Origin of the sequence: Agrobacterium larrymoorei (genome assembly GCF_005145045.1) — a bacterium.
In the GTDB taxonomy this organism is placed as follows: domain Bacteria; phylum Pseudomonadota; class Alphaproteobacteria; order Rhizobiales; family Rhizobiaceae; genus Agrobacterium; species Agrobacterium larrymoorei.
Genome location: NZ_CP039692.1, coordinates 1103708 through 1123660, shown reverse-complemented (window position 1 = coordinate 1123660; position 19953 = coordinate 1103708). Strand labels below are relative to the sequence as shown.

Genomic DNA, 19953 nt, shown 5'->3' with positions numbered 1-19953 from the left:
GTTCTCCCCTTTTTATAGTAGGTTGATATCACTCGTTTCAGTTCGGCTCATGCCATGCCTGAGCCAAAACACGCAGCCAGTTTTCCCGGCAAATTTTAGCAAGTTCTTCATCAGCGTATCCTGCTGATTTCAGTGCGGCAACCAGATTTTGATTGCCGCTGGCGTCGCTGATTTCCGCCGGAATGGTCGCGCCGTCGAAGTCGGAGCCGAGCGCCACGCAGTCGATCCCCATCCGCTCCACCATGTAATCGATATGGCGAACCATGTCGGAAAGCGGGGTGTCGGCATCGTCGCGGGCATCCGGGCGCAGCATGGTGACGGCGTAATTGAGCCCGACGAGCCCACGAGTTTCCCTGATCGCATCCATTTGACGGTCGGTCAGGTTGCGGGCGACGCCGGTCAGGGCATGGGCATTTGAGTGGCTGGCAATCAAGGGCTGATCGGTCGTCTTCGCAACGTCCCAGAAGCCCTTCTCGGTAATATGCGCCAGATCGACAAGAATGCCGAGCTGATTACAGCGCTTCACCAGCTCGAAACCCGCATCGGTCAGTCCCGGCGCCGTGTCCGGCGACATCGGGAAGGCGAAGGGAACGCCATGCCCGAAAACATTGTGGCGGCTCCAGACGGGACCGAGCGAGCGCAGACCCGCGGCGTAAAACACGTCCAGCGCATCCAGATCTTCGGCAATCGGCTCGCAGCCTTCCATGTGCAGCACGGCCGCAAAGACGCCGTCTTCCATGGCTTTGCGAATATCGGCGGTGGAGCGGCAAAGCCTCCATCCGCCAGCCCGTTCCAGCTGCAGCGCGATGGATGCCTTTTCCAGTGCGATATCGAGTGAAGGCTGACGTTCCAATGGGGCGGCAAGCGGCGTTACGTAGTGGCCGTTTTCGTCTGGCTCCTGCAAGATGAGATCGCCCGAGGGAATATAGATGGCGCAGATACCACCGGCCAATCCACCAGCCTTGGCGCGCGGCGCATCGATATGGCCTTCGGATGTTCCCCGGACGAATTCCTTGACAGGATCGCCGCCCATTTTGGCCCCGCGCCACAAACGAAGCAGCACATCATTATGACCATCAAAAACCAATTGCATGTGAAGATATTCCAAAGACGATGCGGAGATTTTCCGTGTAAAACCAAAATCTTGGCAGACGCCGGAATGCCACCGCGCGCGACTTGCAGGCTTGAAACCCGCAAAGCCGTTCTTCTGTCGCAGCGATCCTAGGATGAGAAATCAAAGCCGCGCAAGTCAAAAATTATGCAGGATGAAATAATGACCAGAAAGACGGATGAAAGCCAAAACCCCTTTAAAACCAGGGGCTGAATCAAGCGCTGGCCTGCGCGCGAAAACTTTCGCTTTCAGCCAGCAGCCAGCGCCTGAACAGCACGACAGGCGCGTGATTGATGCGCGAGAGCGGCGCGACAGCGTAATAGGAGCTTGGGCTCTTCACCTGATGATCGAATGCCTGCACCAGTTGCCCCGCCTTCAGCTCGATATCGATCAGAAAAAGCGGCATCAGGGCAACGCCGAGACCGGCGGTGCAGGCCTGCGCCACGCTGGAAAACTGCTCGAAACGCATGGCAGGTGCGTGATGCGCCGCAATGCCGAGGCTCTTGAACCAATGGTCCCATGCGCCCGGTCTGGACGCCATGTGCAGGAGCGGCAGGCTGCAAATATCCTGAGCGCTGGAAACAGGGTGGCTTTCAAGAAAGGCGGGGCTGCACACCGGCGCCACCATCTCGTCCATCAGGAAAACGCTCTCTGCCTGAGGCCAATCCGGCTGGCCGATATGGATTGCCATATCCAGCCCCTCTTTTTCGAAATCGAACTGGCCGATGCGCGTGGCAAAATTCAGTGTGATCTCGGGATGGGCAGTGACAAAATGGGGAATGCGCGGCAGGAGCCAGCGCGTGCCGAATGTCGGCAACATGGCCAGATTCAGCGTGTTGCCATGCGTTTTGGTCATGACCTGAAGCGAGGCGGAGCGGATATCGCCAAGCGCGATGCCGATGGCTTTTGCGTAAGTCTGGCCTTCCGACGTCAGCGAAACACCGCGCGCGCCGCGCTCGAAAAGTTTCACGCCAAGCTGTTCTTCCAGCGACATGACCTGCCTGCTGATCGCCCCTTGCGTCAGCGAAAGCTCATCTGCCGCAAGCGAAAAACTGCCAAGCCGGGCAACCGAATCAAAGGCGGCCAGAGCGCTGGTGGAGGGCAGGAGTTTGCGGCTGAGAGATGTCATGGCGCATTCCTATAGGTAATAGCAAAATGAGTAAACATGGCTTGCCCCACGCAGCGCGATTGCCAATAATCACTGCACCAAAAGTGGAGACTTGATCGTGAGCGAACGTGCATCATTCAATTGGCAGGACCCTTTTCTGCTTGAAGACCAACTGAACGACGACGAGCGGATGATCCGCGACGCCGCCGCCGCTTTCGCGAAATCCGAACTTCTCCCGCGCGTGCAGGAAGCTTACCTCTCCGAGACGTCGGAGCCGGAACTGTTCCGCCTCATGGGCCAGACAGGGCTTCTGGGCGTGACCCTGCCGGAAAAATACGGTGCGGCGGATGCAAGCTATGTCGCCTACGGCCTCGTTGCCCGTGAAGTGGAGCGCATCGACAGTGGCTATCGCTCGATGATGAGCGTGCAGTCGTCTCTCGTCATCTACCCCATTTATGCCTATGGCTCGGAAGAGCAGAGGGACAAGTATCTGCCGGGTCTCGTGTCCGGCGAACTGATCGGCTGCTTCGGCCTGACCGAGCCGGATGCCGGTTCCGATCCGAACGGCATGAAGACGCGCGCCGAGAAGATCGAGGGCGGTTACCGCCTGCGCGGTTCCAAGATGTGGATTTCCAACGCGCCGATTGCCGATGTTTTCGTGGTCTGGGCGAAGTCCGAGGCGCACAACAATGAAATCCGCGGCTTCGTTCTGGAAAAGGGCATGAAGGGCCTGTCCGCACCGAAGATCGGTGGCAAGCTTTCGCTGCGTGCATCGATCACCGGCGAAATCGTGATGGACGGCGTGGAAGTGGGCGAAGATGCGCTTCTGCCGAATGTCTCCGGCCTCAAAGGCCCCTTCGGCTGCCTCAACCGCGCCCGCTACGGCATTTCCTGGGGCGTCATGGGCGCTGCCGAAGATTGCTGGTTCCGCGCGCATCAATATGGCATGGATCGCAAGCAGTTCGGCAAGCCGCTGGCCGGAATGCAGCTTTACCAGAAGAAGCTTGCAGACATGCAGACGGAAATCGCGCTCGGCCTTCAGGCATCGCTGCGCGTCGGTCGTCTGTTTGACGAGCACCGGATGGCACCTGAGATGATCTCCATCATCAAGCGCAACAATTGCGGCAAGGCGCTGGATATCGCCCGTCAGGCCCGTGACATGCATGGCGGCAACGGCATCCAAATCGAATATCACGTCATGCGCCACGCGCAGAATCTTGAAACGGTCAACACCTACGAGGGCACGCATGACGTTCATGCGCTGATCCTGGGCCGCGCCCAGACAGGCCTTCAGGCTTTCTTCTGATCCTTGAATTTCCACAGAGCCCGGCCTTGAGCCGGGCTTTGTGCATTGCAAATAAATCATACTTATCGAGGGTGTACCCGGTTGAATCCGGCGGCTGGGGACTTAATATAAAGACCTCATCACCGTTTTCGGCTTGCTCCGAAAACGCTCAGGCCCGCTTGACGCGGCAATCGAGTTGCTGATTGAACACATGCATCGGCGCCCTGCCGGTCGGTAAAGTCACGAAGGTATTCACACATGCACAGCTATCCCGACGTCAAACTTCTCATCAACGGCGAATGGCGCGATGCGCTCTCCGGCAAGACGATTGCCGTTTCCGATCCTGCGACGGATGAAATCATCGGTTCCATCGCGCATGCAGAAAAGGAAGACCTCGATCTGGCGCTTGCCGCGGCCGACAAGGGCTTCAAGGTCTGGCGCGATACGCCCGCTTTCGAACGCTCGAAGGTCATGCGCCGCGCAGCCGATCTTCTTCGCGAACGCATCGACTATATTGCGTGGTTGATGACGCGTGAGCAAGGCAAGCCGATTGCCCAGTCCAAGGCGGAAATCAACAACGGCGCCGACACGATCGACTGGTTTGCCGAAGAAGCCCGCCGCACTTATGGCCAGATCATCCCGGCCCGCTTCGGTGGCGTTTCCAACCTTGCCATCAAGTTCCCGATTGGTCCGGTCGCGGCCTTCACGCCGTGGAACTTCCCGATCAACCAGGTCGTGCGCAAGCTTTCCGCCGCCGTCGCAACGGGCTGCTCCATCATCGTCAAGGCGCCGGAAGAGACGCCGGCATCGCCTGCCGAACTCATCCGCGCTTTCGTGGATGCCGGTGTACCAGCCGGTGTGGTGAACCTCGTTTACGGTGTGCCTGCCGAAATTTCGGAATATCTCATTCCGCATCCGGTCATCCGCAAGATTTCGTTCACCGGTTCCACGCCGGTCGGCAAGCATCTGGCTGCACTCGCTGGCAAGCACATGAAGCGCGCCACGATGGAACTTGGCGGCCACGCACCGGTACTCGTCTTCGATGATGCTGACCTCGACAAGGCTATCGAAGTGTCTGCTGGCGCAAAATTCCGCAATGCCGGTCAGGTCTGCGTCGCACCGACGCGCTTCCTCATTCAGGACACGATCGCCGACCGTTTCGTCGATGGTATCGTGAAATATGCCGAAAGCCTGAAGATCGGCAACGGCCTGGAGGCCGACACCACCATGGGTCCTCTGGCAAACGAGCGCCGCATTCCGGCGATGGAAGACCTGATCCACGACGCCGTTTCCCACGGCGCAACGCTGAAAACCGGCGGCAAGCGCATCGGCAACAAGGGCAACTTCTTCGAGCCCACCGTTTTGACCGACGTGCCCACCAGCGCAAAGATCATGAATGAAGAGCCCTTCGGCCCGATTGCCATCGTCAACCGATTCTCGACGCTGGAGGAAGGTCTGGAAGAAGCAAACCGCCTGCCGTTTGGCCTCGCATCCTACGCCTTCACCGGCTCGGTCAAGACCGCTCACGCCCTTGGCCAGCGCGTCGAAGCGGGCATGCTGACCATCAACCATAACGGCCTCGCCATCCCGGAAGTACCGTTCGGCGGCATCAAGGATTCCGGCTACGGCACGGAAGGCGGCTCGGAAGCGGTCGAAGCCTATCTCGAAACACGTTTCGTCAGCCAGATGAACTGATCTGAACCATCGATAACAGCGTCGCATCATGCAGGAAGGCCGCCCCACAAGGAGCGGCCTTTTCTTTTCATTTGTATTAAATATTACTATATCGCAATATTCTGTTCGTTGCCCTGCTGGTGGCAGCAAAACCAGACATTAGCATATTTTCGAAGAAACAAAGATTAAGTCGCTCTTGAGAGTGATCACATGAGACAACCAGGAGCGGCATCAAAATTTTCTTCAAGAATCATATTGTCATATATCAAAATATAGAACATCTTCCTCTCGTCTTACGTGATCTTGGAGGAGCATCTTGGACAAATTTCTTGCATCTATTGCCGTTGCGATCATCGCAACATCGTCAACGCCCGCTTTGGCGCGTGTGACCGGAGACCCCGTGCAGATCGAGGGAGGAAAGGTAGAGGGCCGCTGGGCCCAGAATGCGGAAGTCAAAGCTTATCTTGGCGTACCCTATGCCGCGCCACCTGTTGGTGAACTGCGCTGGGCAGAGCCGAAGCCCGTGGTCGCATGGGACGGCGTTCGCAAGGCCGATGCTCAGCCAGCCATGTGCATGCAGACATTGCGGACCCCCGGAACGATCAGCATCGAAGTTTATGGCAATAAAAATCTGCCCATGAGCGAAGATTGCCTGTACCTCAATGTGTGGGCACCGGCAAACACATCACCTTCCACAAAGCTTCCGGTCTTCGTCTGGATCCATGGTGGAGCCTATACGTCCGGCGCGGCATCGAAGCCGGAATTCAACGGCGAACGTCTCGCTCAAAAAGGGATGATCGTCGTATCGATCAATTACCGGCTCAACATTTTCGGTTACTTCGCCCATCCCGATCTGACCGCCGAATCTGCCAATCACAGCTCTGGCAATTACGGCTCTCTCGATCAGGTCGCAGCACTGAAATGGGTCGAGAAGAATATCGCTTCGTTTGGCGGCGATCCGGGCAAAGTCACGGTGGGCGGCCAGTCTGCTGGTGCAATCAGCGTGAACAACCTCATGGCCTCCCCTCTCACCGAGGGACTGATTGACGGCGGCTTGGCCCAGAGTGGCGGCGTTGCCGCGGCACCGACGAAACCTCTCAAAACGGTAGAGGATGAAGGGCGGAAATTTTCCAGGATGATCGGCGACCAGTCGATCAGCCAGCTCAGAGCGATGCCTGCCGAAGTGCTGCTCTCTCTATGGTCGGATACGAAAACCCGCTTTGCCGGTCCCGTGGTCGATGGCTACTTCCTCAAGAAATCAGTCAACGACGTTTGGGCTGCTGGCGAGCAGAAGCAGGTGCCGTACTTCGTCGGTTGGAGCGAGGACGAATTCTACGAAAACATCTATAACAGGACAGAGGAAGAATTCGTCAAAGAAGCCACCAAGGAAGTGGGGCAGGATCGGGTCGCGGAGATGCGCACGCTCTACGGCGTAAAAGACGATGCGACCGCAACGGCGGCGCGCGTAGGCTTTACGCGTGACGGAAACTTCGGCGTCAACACCTGGAACGCGGCTGCGGATCAGGCAAAGGGTAAGGCACCGACATATCTCTATTACTGGACCCGCAAGAGCCCGTTCTGGGACGGACAGTCATTCCAGGAAAACTCACCGGCGTCCCTGCTTGGCGCTTATCATGGATCGCAGGTTCCTTATGTCTTCGGCACCCTGGATCTGCTCGATCGCGAATTCTCGGATCGGGATCGGGAATTGTCTGCTCTCTGGCAGAACTACATTGCGAATTTCGTGAAAACCGGAAACCCCAACGGGGGCGATCTTCCGGAATGGCCGAAATTCGACAATTCCGCAGAGCAGGTGCTCGATATCGGTGACAAAACGACAGTGGTAAAACTCCCGAACAAGCCGCAGATGGAGTTTTTCCGTAAGTCAGCCACCAAGTAAGCCGTAACGGCCCTCTGAAATTTTCAAAAGCTGAGAACCCGGCCCCATCCAGAAATGAGGCCGGGTTTATTGTTGAAACGCGCGCTCTGGATTGAGCTGGCGCGTTTGGTTCTCCCAGCGCGCTCCGACCTTGGCCAAGCCACCTTTCGATTATCCGATGTGGTGAGCATCAAGATTTTCGACCATTCCTAAGTTTGTCCCCAAGCGGACAGTGAGAGGTGGAACCTGTTGAAACCCTTGCGCATTTACACGCCGGAATTTCGAGAATTCAGCAAGTTTTTTTAGAAAGTAAAAATCTTGACCGATACGAGCGCCCAAGCCCCTCTGCACATTGACGACATCACCGTCATCGACAACGTTAAGCTGAAGAAGGCCATTACCGCTGCTGCTCTCGGCAACGCCATGGAGTGGTTCGATTTCGGCGTTTACGGCTTCGTCGCCTATGCTGTCGGCAAGGTTTTCTTTCCCGATGCGTCGCCTGCCGTTCAGACAGTCGCGGCACTCGCCACCTTTTCCGTGCCTTTCCTTGTGCGCCCACTGGGCGGCATCTTTTTCGGTGCCATGGGGGACAAGTTCGGGCGGCAGAAGGTTCTGTCGCTGACCATCATCATCATGGCCGCCAGCACCTTCTGCATCGGCCTCATCCCGAGCTACGCCTCCATCGGCATCTGGGCGCCGATACTGCTTCTTCTGTGCAAGCTGGCACAGGGTTTCTCTGTCGGCGGCGAATATACGGGTGCTGCGATCTTCGTTGCGGAATATGCGCCGGACAGAAAGCGGGGCTTTCTGGGCAGCTGGCTGGATTTCGGCTCGATTGCCGGTTTCGTGCTGGGTGCCGGATTTGTCGTGCTGCTCAGCACCATTTTAGGTGAAGCGAGCTTCCTTGACTGGGGGTGGCGCGTTCCGTTCTTCCTTGCTGCGCCGCTAGGCCTGATCGGCCTTTATCTTCGCCATGCGGCGGAAGAAACCCCGGCCTTTGCCGAGCAGCTGGAGCGCATGGAGAAGGAAGACAAGGAGACGGTAGAAAACCGCCCGATGGTGCCGTTCAGGGAGATCATGAGCGATTATCGCCGCTCGCTTTTGATCTGCATCGGCATGGTTCTGGTGACGAACGTCACCTATTACATGCTGCTTACCTACATGCCGACCTATCTTTCCCAGACGCTGGATTATAGCGAGGATCACGGCGTTCTCATCATCATCGTGGTGATGATCGGTATGCTTTTCGTTCAGCCGACAGTCGGTCTCGTGAGCGACAGAATCGGGCGCCGTCCCTTCCTGATGATCGGCAGCGTGGCCGTAATGGTACTGGCAATTCCTGCCTTCAGCCTGATTTCGAGCGGCAGCATCGTTGCGATCTTTCTGGGTCTGCTGATCCTTGCGGTGGCGCTGAACTGCCTGATCGGCATCATGGCTTCCACCCTGCCCGCACTCTTTCCCGCGCGCATTCGCTATAGCGCTCTTGCCATCGCGTTCAACATCTCGATCATCGTAGCGGGTTTGACGCCGACAGCGGCAGCGTGGCTGGTCGAGGCAACCGATAATATCTACATGCCCGCCTACTACCTGATGGTCGCAGGCCTTGTCGGCATCGTGACATCGTTTTTCCTGAAGGAAACCGCCAACCGCCCGCTTTATGGAGATACGCCCAATGCCTCCAGCGCCAAGGAAGCAAAAATCCTGCTGGCCGAGCAATATTCCCACATTGAACAGCGCGTCGAAGACATCGATGAGGAAATCGCCTCGCTTGAGGGCCAGGTGGAAGCGCTGAAGGAAAAGCGTGAACGCTTTGTCAACCGACATCCGAATCTCGACTGAGACTGAGACGGCGCGCGCGAATGCGCGCCACATTCAGCATCATCTATAATCTTGAGAAGATTTGGAGCGGGCGAAGGGATTTGAACCCTCGACCCCAACCTTGGCAAGGTTGTGCTCTACCCCTGAGCTACACCCGCTCAAAAACCGACGGCTCGGGGTAGATCGCTGAGCCGCGGGTGCCGTCAAGTGGCAACGGGGGCTATATCGCTCAATCGCCTTTCAAATGCAAGAGGAAATCTTGCGTCTTTCGCGATATCTTTTGTCATGAAGGTGAATGCTGATCCGCGTTAAGCTTTTGATTGCAAACGCGAATATTCGCACAATGGACTGCGGCACTGTTACTGATAATCTGTTTTTGAGAGATTTGGAGCGGGCGAAGGGATTTGAACCCTCGACCCCAACCTTGGCAAGGTTGTGCTCTACCCCTGAGCTACACCCGCTCAAAAATCCAACGGCTCGGGGTAGATCGCTGAGCCGTGGGCGCCGTGTTGCGGCGACGGGGGCTATATCGCTCAACCGATTTTCAAATGCAACAGGGAAATGACAAAAACATGCAGAAATTTTTCCCTCCGCGCTCAAGCCTCGGAAAAGGCTGGTCTTTTGATCGGCAGATGCACCACGACGGATTGCAAATAAAGGCCTGCGGGCCTATGCAGATTGGCAGGAACAGAATTCGGCAAAGGCAAAAGATGAGCGAGACAGAGCACGCCCAAAAGACGGCAGAGGATCTTTTCAGCTTTCTCGATGGCCTTGGCATCAAGCACGATACCACGCGGCATGCGCCTGTCTTTACCGTGGCGGAATCGGAATCCCTGCGCGATCTCATTGCCGGCGGACACACCAAAAACCTCTTCGTCAAGGACAAGAAAGATCAGTATTTCGTGCTGACGGTCGAGGAAAACGCGGTGGTGGACCTGAAGACCGTCCATAAGCTCATCGATGCTGCCAGCAAGGTTTCCTTCGGCAAGCCGGAAAAGATGCTGGAATATCTCGGCGTCGTTCCCGGTTCCGTGACTGTTTTCGGCGCGATCAACGATACGGACAATCAGGTCACCTTCGTCCTCGACAGCGAGTTGATGAAGCACGATCTGATCAACGGCCATCCGCTTTCCAACGACGCGACGACGACCATCGGGCGCGACGATCTCGTGCGCTTTTTGAAGGCTACGGGACATGAGCCTCTGATCTTGAAAGTGACCGAATAAACCACGATCTTTGCGATCAACAACGCCATTGCACGAAATGATATTGGAGACCTGATATGAGCGGAACGGACAATCCTTACGGCGCCTCGATGGGTGGGCAGATGACTGCATCGACCAGCTTCGGCGGCGGGCAGCAGGCCGCTCCCCAAGCGGGCTCTCATATCAAGGACACGACGACCGCAAATTTCTCCAAGGATGTGATGGACGAATCCCGCCGTCAGCCGGTTCTGGTGGATTTCTGGGCGCCATGGTGCGGCCCTTGCAAGCAGCTGACACCCGCGCTCGAAAAAGTGGTCAATGAAGCAGGCGGTCGCGTCAAGCTGGTGAAGCTGAACATCGATGACCACCCGGCGATCCCCGGCCAGCTTGGCATTCAGTCCATTCCGGCAATCGTTGCCTTTGTCGATGGCAGGCCGGTCGACGGTTTCATGGGCGCAATTCCCGAAAGCCAGATCCGTGAGTTCATCGACAAGATTGCCGGTCCCGCGACCGATGATCAGCAGGCTGAAATCGACGCCGCGCTGGCAGAAGCCAAGCAGTTGCTTGAAGCAGGCGATCACCAGAGCGCCGCCCAGCTTTTTGGTGCCGTCATGCAGACCGATCCCGAAAACGCAGCCGCTGTTGCAGGCATTGCGGAATGCATGATTGCAGTGGGTCAATATGAGCGCGCAAGCGAGCTTCTGTCTTCCCTGCCGGAAGAACTGGCCAAGGATGCAGCCATTCAGGCCGCTTCGAAGAAGCTGGCGCAATATGAAGAAGCCTGCAAGCTTGGCGATCCCGCCGCCCTTCAGCAGGCGCTTGAACTCAACGCCGACGACCATGCGTCCCGCCTGAAGCTTGCCAAGATTTACAACGTGCAGGGCAAGCGAGACGAGGCAGCGGACGAGCTGTTGACGATCATGCGCAAGGATCGCACCTTCGAGGACGACGCAGCGCGCAAGCAGCTGGTGGAGTTTTTCGAAATCTGGGGCTTCAAGGACCCGGCCAGCGTTTCGGCGCGCCGCAAGCTGTCATCCATATTGTTTTCCTGAATGCGTCTTGCGGTTTGCGGCACCGCTCCTCATCTTAAGGGGGGCGGGAACGATGAGACAAAGGGATCAATCCGATGCATGTCGGAAATGCGAGATATTTGAAGGCCAGCGATTTACCGAACGCCATTCCTGTCTTCCCCCTGCCCGGCGTTCTGTTGCTGCCTGAAGGCCACCTGCCCCTCAACATATTCGAACCGCGCTATCTGGCGATGTTCGATGCCGCCCTTGCAAGCCACCGGCTGATCGGCATGGTGCAGCCTGCCTTGCAGGCCGCAGAGGCAGGCACGGATGGCGGTGCGCTGAGCCCCATCGGCTGCATAGGCCGCATCACGTCTTTTACCGAAACAGGCGATGGCCGGTACATCATTTCGCTGACCGGCGTCTGCCGTTTCCGCCTTCTGGAGGAGGCGACGAGCGGCACGCCATACCGCGTCTTCAAACACGCACCCTTCATTTCGGACCTCTCCGGCGAGGATGATGACGAAACTATCGACCGGGAAAACCTGCTGCGCGTCTTCCGTGCCTTTCTCGATTCCAACCAGCTGGAAGCCGATTGGGATAGCGTCGAGCGCGCAAGCAATCACGTGCTGGTCAATTCCCTTTCGATGATGTCGCCATTCGGCCCTGCGGAAAAGCAGGCGCTGCTGGAGGCACCGGACCTGAAATCCCGCGCCGATGCGCTGATCGCCATCATGGAAATCGTTCTCGCCCAGGGCGGAACGGAAAGCGGAACGATCCTGCAATGAGTGCGTCGCATGGATGAGAAACTCAGCAAGGTCGATCCCAAGCTCCTTGATCTCCTCGTCTGCCCCCTAACCAAGGGGCGGCTAACTTATGACCGGGAGCACCATGAATTGATCTCGGAACGGGCGAAGCTTGCCTACCCCATCCGCGACGGTGTGCCGATCATGCTGATTTCGGAAGCCCGCAAGATCGAAGACTGACATCATACAAATTGTCAGTGACATCACGCATCTTATGCGTGATATTTTTTTGTGATCCTATGATTTCTTGATAGCACTATTCGCCAAGAGGATTCGTTTTGGCGATTGTTTAGCATCGAGGGAGGAAATCACATGGACAAGGTCGGCATCGGTATCATCGGATGCGGCAATATTTCGGGCGCCTATCTGAAGGCAATGGCATCCTTCCCGATCCTCGATATTCGCGGTGTGGCGGATATGAATAGCGAGATGGCGCAAGCACGGGCCGCCGAATTCGGCTTGAAAGCTCGAAGCGTCGATGAGCTTCTTGCCGACCCGTCAATCGAGATCATCGTCAACCTGACCATTCCGAAGGCGCATGTGGAGGTTGGCCTGAGGGCGCTGGAAGCAGGCAAACACACCTATTCCGAAAAGCCGCTCGGCATCAATTTCACCGAGGGCAAGCAGCTTTACGATGCGGCGAAGGCTAAGGGCCTGCGCATCGGCGCGGCACCCGATACCTTTCTTGGCGGCGGTCATCAGACCGCGCGAAACCTGATCGACAGCGGTGTCATCGGAATTCCCGTTGGCGGAACGGCAACCTTCATGTGCCCAGGCCACGAGCGTTGGCACCCCAACCCCGCCTTCTATTACGAGGTCGGCGGCGGTCCGATGCTGGACATGGGGCCCTATTACATTACCGATCTCGTCAACCTGTTCGGCCTGGTGGAAAAGGTCGCGGGTTTTGCCATCGCTCCGCGGAAGGAACGGCTGATCACCAGCGAACCTCGTAATGGCGAGAAAATTCCGGTTCATGTAGCAACGCATGTGGCAGGCGTACTCGCATTCGCAAATGGTGCTGTCGTGCAAATGGGCATGAGCTTCGATGTTGCAGGCCACAAGCATGTGCCGCTGGAAATTTACGGCACCGAGGGCACGTTGATCGTGCCCGATCCGAACTATTTCGGCGGAGAGGTTCAATTGCTGAAGAAAGGTGGCGAGTTCGAGACGCAGGATCTGACCTCGCCTTATACGGACGGAAATTACCGGTCCATCGGCGTTGCCGATCTTGCCCATGCGCTCCGTTCGAACAGGCTGCATCGCGCCAATGGCGATCTGGCGCTGCATGTTCTCGAAGTCATGGAAGCTTTCCAGAAGGCATCCGACACCGGCACGACCATATCCATCACGACTACTGCGGAGCGTCCCGCTCCGCTGGCGGACTCACTGACCGATGGCCGGTTGGACAGATAATTTCGAGGAGGAAGACAATGAAAGAAGCACTGATCGTATGGGGCGGATGGAGCGGCCACGAGCCGCAGGAATGCGCGGCCATCGTCAAGGACATGCTGGAGGAAGACGGCTTCAAGGTCTATGTGGAGAACAGCACCGAGGCCTTCGCCGACCCCTCCGTGCACGATCTCAGCCTCGTGGTACCCATCGTCACCATGTCGAAGATAGAGAAGGAAGAGATCAAGAACCTCGCCAGCGCAGTTGAAAACGGTGTCGGCATTGCCGGTTTCCATGGCGGCGCGGGAGACAGCTTCCGCGAATGCGTCGAGTATCAGTTCATGATCGGCGGACAGTGGGTGGCGCATCCCGGAAACATCATCAATTACGAGGTCAACATTACCCGGCCCGACGATCCGCTGATGGAAGGGATCAGCGATTTTCCTTACACGTCCGAGCAATATTACATGCATGTCGACCCATCCAACGAGGTGCTGGCAACGACGCGCTTCACCGGCGACCACGCCTACTGGATCGATGGCGTCATCATGCCTGTCGTATGGAAACGCAAATACGGCAAAGGCCGCGTCTTCTATTCCGCACTCGGCCATCAGGCCAAGGAATTCGAAGTCGTGCAGATGAAAACCATGTTCCGCCGCGGCGCGAACTGGGCTGCGCGTTGAAAATCCGGATGACCCGCAGAGGCAGCCAGAGCATCTCCAGCAAAAGTGCAAAGCGGTTTTGCGTCAGGACAATGCGTTAAACAAGAACTTAGAGCGTTTCTGTGTTTCAAGGAAACGCTGAAAGGCTCTAAAGAACTGCATTTGCGGGTTTACCAACGACATCAGCCACTTGGCTTAGCCGCTGACGGAACCGTGCTCAGATAGCAGCGTTTAAGAACATGACGATCCGACATGTTGAGATCAGGAGGCTTTACCATGAGCGACAAGAACGCCCGCGAAGCGGTTGAGGAAAGCGACGACAAGAACGCGGCCTCTACGGACAATCCGCCTGCAGGCCCCCACGCCAAGAAGCACTTGACCGATAATAGCAAAACACCCGGGGCCGGCTCCCTGCCGGATGAGCAGGATGATGAGGTCAACCCTGGCTCGGGTTAATCGGCAATCCATGTGTTTTACAGAAGGCCGCTGGAGCCGTGCTCCAGCGGCCATTTTTATTGTCCGAGGATTTCCTTGATCGCAGCAGCCAGATCCCGAATTCCATAGGGCTTAGTAATCATCACAACACCGTCCGGTATATCGACGCTTTCAGCCGCGTGTCCGCTTGCCAGAATGATGCGAAGATCGTTCTTCTTCTGCTTCAGCTCTATCGCGAGTTCGCGCCCGGAAATATCCGGCAGGCCGATATCGGTCACGAGGAGATCGATGGTTTCGGCGGAACTGAGGTCGAAGGCTTCTTTGCCGGAGCCGGCTTCTATCACCACATGCCCAAGCTCGCGCAGCATCTCTGCAGTGTTCATGCGAATGAGGGCATCGTCTTCGACCAGCAGGACTTTTAAACTGTCGGTGTCCCGGCGCGTCTGCACAGCTGAAGATACGGGATGCGCAATGGCGTTCAGCCGCTGGCTGCGATTTGCCAGAACGTGGCGCACCTTGCGGGCCAGTGCTTCACGCGTATAGGGCTTGGAAAGAAGCTCCACGCCGGGGTCGAGCCTGCCGCCATGGACGATGGAGTTTTCGGTGTATCCCGATGTGTAGAGCACGGCGATATCCGGCTGGCGTTCCTTGGCCCTGCGGGCCAGTTCCGTGCTCTTCATGTTGCCCGGCATTACGACATCGGTAAACAGAAGATCGATGGGCATCCCCGCCTCAACGACCACCAGCGCCGATTCCGCATTGGGCGCTTTGAGAACCTTGTAACCAAGATCGGTCAGCGTCTCGACCACGGTTGCGCGCACCTCGTCATCATCCTCGGCAACGAGAATGGTTTCCGACCCACCGACCACGGGCCCGGTATTGATGGCGATCTCTCGGTCTTCCCGTGCATGGGCGCGGGGCAGATACATCCGCACCGTCGTTCCATGTCCCACTTCCGAGTAGATCTTGACGTGCCCGCCCGACTGCTTGACGAAGCCGAAGACCATGGAAAGACCAAGCCCCGTGCCCTTGCCTTCCGCCTTGGTGGAGAAGAAGGGTTCGAAGACCTGTTCCAGCAATTCCGGCGGAATGCCGGAACCGGTGTCGCTGACCGAGATCATGACGTATTGGCCCGGCGTCACCTCATCGTGCTTTTCAGCATAATCATCGTCAAGGAAGGCATTGCCCACCTCGATTGTCAGCTTGCCATGGCCGTTCATCGCGTCGCGCGCGTTGATGGCGAGATTGAGCACCGCATTCTCGACCTGCACCGGATCGGCCAGACAGTTCCACAGCCCACCACCGATGATGGTTTCGATATCGACCGCTTCACCTATGGAGCGGCGCAGCATGTCGTCCATATCCCGCAGGAAGCGACCAACATTGATGACTTTGGGATCGAGCGGCTGACGGCGACCGAAGGCCAGCAGCTGGCTTGCCAGCTTCGCACCACGGGTCACGCCCGCCATGGCGTTCACCACCCGGCGCTCCGCCCGTTCGTTACCGGACACATCCTTTTGCAGCAGTTGCAGATTACCCGCCACGACCTGAAGCAGATTGTTGAAATCATGCGCGACACCGCCGGTCAGTTTGCCGATGGTTTCCAGCTTCTGGCTCTGGCGCAGCCGTTCCTCGGAAGACCGCAGCTGCTCAGTGCGCTGAATGACCTGCTGCTCCAGACTTTCCGTCAGCTGCAACAATTCGTTTTCCGCGCGGCGGCGCTCCACCGCGTTGCGCAGCCGCGTCGCCATATCGCGCAGGAAAGACAAATGGTCGTCCGTCCAGTCAGTGACGTCGGCCTGATTGACGAAAAGCACAGCCACCAAACCGCTTCGCTCACGCAACGGAATGCTGATATTTGCCCGCGCGGAAATCGCATCCAGCGCATCACGCTGGTCGCGCGTGCGGATGTCGGCATGTGCATCGCTGACGACGACGGTTTCGCCGCGTTTGAGATTGTCGATGAAGGCACCGTAATCGCGGAAGTGCTGCACGCCGCGCAGGCTGACAACGCCGCTTGCAGTCCAGTCATGCTCGATGAAAACTGTTTCGCGGGCCTCGTCGATCGTGCCGTAACCCGCGCGCGCCACGTTGAGGAATGTTCCCACGGTTCGCACCGCAGCCTTCACGATATCGCCGGGCGCCTGAAGCGCCGATATTTCCTCTTCGAAACCAAGGATCGCGGTGCGCTGCATTTCGGCGGTTTTCAGTTCGTGGACATCCGTGCATGTGCCGTGCCAGCGGGAAATCCGCCCATTGGCATCGCGCACGGGATTGGCGCGCCCGATCACCCAGCGATAGCGCCCGGAACGGTGCCGCAGCCTGTATTCGATGTGATAGGGCTCGCCCGTTGCAAGCGAATGCCGCCAGACAGTCCAGGCGCGTTCCTGATCGTCGGGATGGAAGATATCGTTCCAGCCGACACCGTCCGTCGAGCCCGGCTCGGTGCCCGTGAAGTCATACCAGCGCTGGTTATAAAAATCATGATAGCCATCCGGGCGCGTCGACCACACCATCTGGTCGATGGAGTTCGTCAGCGCGCGCAGCCCGCTTTCACTGTCCCACAGCTTGCGCTCCATCTCGTGCCGTTCGTCGATATCGATGACGGAACCGATATAGCCGAGGAACGTGCCCTCCGATGAAAAGCGCGGCTCCGCTGCATCGATTGCCCAGCGATAGACACCATCACGTCTGCGAAGACGGTATTCGAGGCGGAACGCCTCACGCTTTGCCAGCGCATCGAGAAAGATTTTCGTTGCCGCGTCCTTGTCGTCCGGGTGCGTGGCATCGAGCCAGCCGAAACCTTCCGCTTCCTCGACCGACTGACCGGTGAACTCGTACCATTTGGTGTTGAGATAGGTGCATTTGCCGCCGTCATCGACAACCCACATCATAACGGGTGCATGGTCCGCCATGTTGCGGAAGCGCGCTTCGCTTTCCTTCAGGCGCTGCTCGGCCTGCACCCGCTCCGTCGTATCGTTGACGATGCACAGGACGCCCGCCGTCTTTCCCGTTTCATCCGGCACTGCCGAGTAGGAAATGTCGAATGTGACCGTTTCCGGCCTGCCATACCGCTCCACATAGAAGGGTCGGTCCTTGATGAAGACGGCCTCGCCGTCATTCATGACCTGATCAAGCAGCGGCTTCAGATCGTCCCAAAGCTCGCTCCAGTAGAGCCGCGCCGGGCGGCCGAAGGCGTTTGGGTGGTTCAGGCCGATAGCGGGCGCATAGGCTTCATTGTAGAGCGCGATATAATCCGGCCCCCAGAACAGGATGATCTGATGGGGAGCAGCGACCATGCTGCCGAACGTGGTCTTGAGGGCGACAGGCCATTCTTCAGCCTCAGGGCAATCCGTGGTGGGAAGACGGTTGAGCATCTCCTGCGCCCATCTCGTCCGTTCTCCTGCCGACGACATCATGTTTATCTCGCACCTCTAAAGTAGCATCAACGCTGCCTACCCAAGCTGCCGCACCGAGTAAAGGGGGAAATGAAGGCTAATATGAACGTGATCGCAACAGGGACCTATTCGTCAAGCCGTCCTTAAGAGGTTAACCCCAATCATCTTTGGGCTCCGAACACGTCAAGCAGTCTTGCTTTCGGCCGTCATGCCCAGAAATGTTCCGCCGATGATCATTGCCGCGCCGAAGATGGTTGGAACAGACAGAGGTTCCGAGAGAAGAATATGGGCAAGCAGAAAGCCGAATAGCGGCTCCGTGCCCATCAGCAGTGTCACGCGGGTTGGGCTCGAGCGACGCACAGCGGCATTTTGAACATAGAATGCCGCGATGGTGCAGAAGAGCGAGAGGAAGGCGATGGCGCCCCAGAAGCGAAGATCGGCATTGACAGCAAGCGAGCCTCCGCCGCCCTGAAGCAGAATAAGCACCAGCGTCAGCGAGGCGACGGTCGAGGCCTGTATCGTGGTCAGTGCGGCAGAGGACATGGACCGACGCGCCATCAAACGCTTGGTCGTGACCACCATGATGGCACGCAAAGCCGCTGCACCAAGCACGAGAAGATCGCCGAATGTAAAACTCGCCGCGCCGCCAGTGAGAACCGCAACACCTGCACAGGACGCAAGCGCACCGACCAAGACGCCGAACGGTGGAAGCCTTCTGGACAGACCATAATCCAGGATCGGCGTGAACACGACGCAAAGCGAGATGATCAGTGCCGTGTTGGTGGCCGATGTCAGCGAGACGCCGTAGGTTTCAGCAACGAAGATGAGGAAGAGGATGCTGCCGAGAACGGCGCCGCGGGCGATGTCTCCCCATGCGGTCGACGCAAGTTCCTTTCTGGCAATCGCGCCCATCACGAGGCAGCTTATCAGAAACCGGTAGAAGATGAGCACCAGCACCGGCGCGAACATCAAAGCATCCTTGGCCACAGGATAGCTGGCGCCCCAGACGATGGCGATGCCCAGCACTGCGAGATCAGCCCATAGAAATAATCCCGACTGTTTTTGTGATGCAGCCACACCCGTCTTCATGCTTTCCAATTTTCAGTCCCCTGCTCTACGCTTCAGGGGTAATTAGAAAACATTGCTACGAGGGAGATAGAACGAAAACGCGGTCATCAGACCATAAAGGCTGACTGCGCATAGGCGGCGGGCGTGATCCCGACGATGCCGACAAAGTGGCGGGTCATATGGCTTTGATCGGCAAAACCCGCTTCGGCGGCAGCCTGTGTTGCAGAGACGCCGTTCCGCAGCATGCCTTTGACGGCATTCACCTTTTGCAGCAGGTGGTAAGCGTGGGGCGGAAGGCCGGTCTTTCGCTTGAACGCTTCAATCGTCTGACGCCTGCGCAAGCCTGAAACGCCGCAGAGCTCGTCCAGCGTCACATCCTCCTCCACCCGGGCGTGAAGATAATCGATGGCATCACCGATGCGCCCGCTGTCGGGACGTGGTTTTGCCTCTATCGATGACGGCGAAAGAGTGCCGACAACCTGACGCAACAAAGCATCCAGCGCGACATCGCGGGATAGAGCAAGGGGGGAAGAATGCAGCACGTCATGCAAACGGATGAAGCTGCTCGCCAGTGCCGGGTTATCGTGGAATGTGCGGCAAAACTCCGGCACACGCATCTTGTCCGTATCGATGATGTCCGAGACGAAGCGCGCAATATCGTCACGGCTCACATAAATCATGCGCTGCTTCCAGCCTGTTTCGTCACCCGCGCCGCCATAATGGACGTCTCCGGGATTCATCGTCACCACGGTTCCGGCAGTGACCTTGTATAATTCGCCTTTGCACCAGACAGTGTGTTTGCCCGCCTCGATAACGCCGATCACATATTCCTCATGCGAATGCGGCTTGAAGGACTGCTTGACATAATGGGCCGTCAACGTTTCCAGACTGGTATGCGCCGCATGCCGCCGCAGAGAAACCCGGTCGGACTTGACGGATTGACGCGCCTTTGATGGATCGCAGACCAATGAATGTTCCATATGATGAATGACTGAGACCGAAGGATATTTGCCCAATGGGATAGCTGCAATAACCATTCTTTGAAATATCGGAAGATCGCAGCGTGTTTCGTGACGCGCTCTCCAATTGATCCGGCCATCACTTC

16 protein-coding genes and 2 tRNA genes are annotated in these 19953 nt (G+C 57.5%); 11 read left to right on the top strand and 7 right to left on the bottom strand.

Annotated elements, in window-relative coordinates; translation table 11 throughout:
* Positions 1-37 precede the first annotated feature (37 nt).
* Positions 38-1093, bottom strand: coding sequence for a dipeptidase (locus tag CFBP5473_RS19470; protein WP_027674664.1), 1056 nt, complete (start codon positions 1091-1093; stop codon positions 38-40).
* A 232-nt stretch (positions 1094-1325) separates the two neighbouring features.
* A complete protein-coding gene (locus tag CFBP5473_RS19465; protein ID WP_027674665.1) occupies positions 1326-2240 on the bottom strand; it encodes a LysR family transcriptional regulator in 915 nt (304 codons plus the stop codon).
* A 97-nt stretch (positions 2241-2337) separates the two neighbouring features.
* Here CFBP5473_RS19465 and CFBP5473_RS19460 point away from each other — a divergent pair, with 97 nt between their 5' ends.
* The 4 genes from CFBP5473_RS19460 to proP all read left to right on the top strand — a co-directional run bounded on the left by CFBP5473_RS19460 (position 2338) and on the right by proP (position 8896).
* Positions 2338-3525: an acyl-CoA dehydrogenase gene (locus tag CFBP5473_RS19460; protein ID WP_027674666.1), complete on the top strand. Its 1188-nt coding sequence runs from the start codon at positions 2338-2340 to the stop codon at positions 3523-3525.
* A gap of 237 nt (positions 3526-3762) precedes the next feature.
* Positions 3763-5199, top strand: a complete 1437-nt coding sequence (locus CFBP5473_RS19455; protein WP_027674667.1) for an NAD-dependent succinate-semialdehyde dehydrogenase — start codon at positions 3763-3765, stop codon at positions 5197-5199.
* 295 nt (positions 5200-5494) lie between these two features.
* Positions 5495-7078 carry a carboxylesterase/lipase family protein gene (locus CFBP5473_RS19450; protein WP_051441214.1) on the top strand — a complete coding sequence of 528 codons (1584 nt, stop codon included), beginning with the start codon at positions 5495-5497 and terminating at the stop codon, positions 7076-7078.
* A gap of 297 nt (positions 7079-7375) precedes the next feature.
* Positions 7376-8896 (top strand): glycine betaine/L-proline transporter ProP, encoded by a 1521-nt coding sequence (gene proP, locus CFBP5473_RS19445; RefSeq protein WP_037170842.1) that lies wholly within the window; start codon positions 7376-7378, stop codon positions 8894-8896.
* Positions 8897-8958: 62 nt separating this feature from the next.
* Here the strand turns inward: proP and CFBP5473_RS19440 are convergent.
* Together CFBP5473_RS19440 and CFBP5473_RS19435 are read right to left on the bottom strand one after the other, a co-directional pair.
* A tRNA-Gly gene (locus CFBP5473_RS19440) sits at positions 8959-9033 on the bottom strand.
* 228 nt (positions 9034-9261) lie between these two features.
* Positions 9262-9336: transfer RNA gene (locus CFBP5473_RS19435), tRNA-Gly, on the bottom strand.
* 249 nt (positions 9337-9585) lie between these two features.
* Between CFBP5473_RS19435 and CFBP5473_RS19430 the strand changes: the two genes are divergently transcribed.
* The 7 genes from CFBP5473_RS19430 (at position 9586) to CFBP5473_RS19400 (ending at position 14403) form a co-directional block, all read left to right on the top strand.
* Positions 9586-10101 carry a prolyl-tRNA synthetase associated domain-containing protein gene (locus CFBP5473_RS19430; protein WP_027674670.1) on the top strand — a complete coding sequence of 172 codons (516 nt, stop codon included), beginning with the start codon at positions 9586-9588 and terminating at the stop codon, positions 10099-10101.
* Between the two features lie 56 nt (positions 10102-10157).
* On the top strand, positions 10158-11132 hold the full coding sequence (gene trxA / locus CFBP5473_RS19425) for a thioredoxin (protein ID WP_027674671.1): 975 nt from the start codon (positions 10158-10160) through the stop codon (positions 11130-11132).
* A 74-nt stretch (positions 11133-11206) separates the two neighbouring features.
* Positions 11207-11878 carry an LON peptidase substrate-binding domain-containing protein gene (locus tag CFBP5473_RS19420; protein ID WP_027674672.1) on the top strand — a complete coding sequence of 224 codons (672 nt, stop codon included), beginning with the start codon at positions 11207-11209 and terminating at the stop codon, positions 11876-11878.
* A 9-nt stretch (positions 11879-11887) separates the two neighbouring features.
* The gene (locus CFBP5473_RS19415) at positions 11888-12076 is read left to right on the top strand and encodes a Trm112 family protein (protein ID WP_027674673.1); all 189 of its coding nucleotides are present in this window, start codon (positions 11888-11890) and stop codon (positions 12074-12076) included.
* Between the two features lie 132 nt (positions 12077-12208).
* Positions 12209-13309 carry a Gfo/Idh/MocA family protein gene (locus CFBP5473_RS19410; RefSeq protein WP_027674674.1) on the top strand — a complete coding sequence of 367 codons (1101 nt, stop codon included), beginning with the start codon at positions 12209-12211 and terminating at the stop codon, positions 13307-13309.
* 17 nt (positions 13310-13326) lie between these two features.
* Positions 13327-13968, top strand: coding sequence for a ThuA domain-containing protein (locus tag CFBP5473_RS19405; protein WP_027674675.1), 642 nt, complete (start codon positions 13327-13329; stop codon positions 13966-13968).
* Positions 13969-14223: 255 nt separating this feature from the next.
* On the top strand, positions 14224-14403 hold the full coding sequence (locus CFBP5473_RS19400; protein ID WP_027674676.1) for a hypothetical protein: 180 nt from the start codon (positions 14224-14226) through the stop codon (positions 14401-14403).
* 56 nt (positions 14404-14459) lie between these two features.
* On the opposite strand, the gene CFBP5473_RS19395 is transcribed toward CFBP5473_RS19400, so the two are convergent.
* The 3 genes from CFBP5473_RS19395 to CFBP5473_RS19385 all read right to left on the bottom strand — a co-directional run bounded on the left by CFBP5473_RS19395 (position 14460) and on the right by CFBP5473_RS19385 (position 19828).
* A complete protein-coding gene (locus CFBP5473_RS19395; RefSeq protein WP_084631544.1) occupies positions 14460-17801 on the bottom strand; it encodes a PAS domain S-box protein in 3342 nt (1113 codons plus the stop codon).
* A gap of 162 nt (positions 17802-17963) precedes the next feature.
* Positions 17964-18869 (bottom strand): DMT family transporter, encoded by a 906-nt coding sequence (locus CFBP5473_RS19390; RefSeq protein WP_051441216.1) that lies wholly within the window; start codon positions 18867-18869, stop codon positions 17964-17966.
* 86 nt (positions 18870-18955) lie between these two features.
* Complete coding sequence (locus CFBP5473_RS19385) at positions 18956-19828, bottom strand: AraC family transcriptional regulator (RefSeq protein ID WP_051441217.1); 873 nt, start codon at positions 19826-19828, stop codon at positions 18956-18958.
* Positions 19829-19953 lie beyond the last annotated feature (125 nt).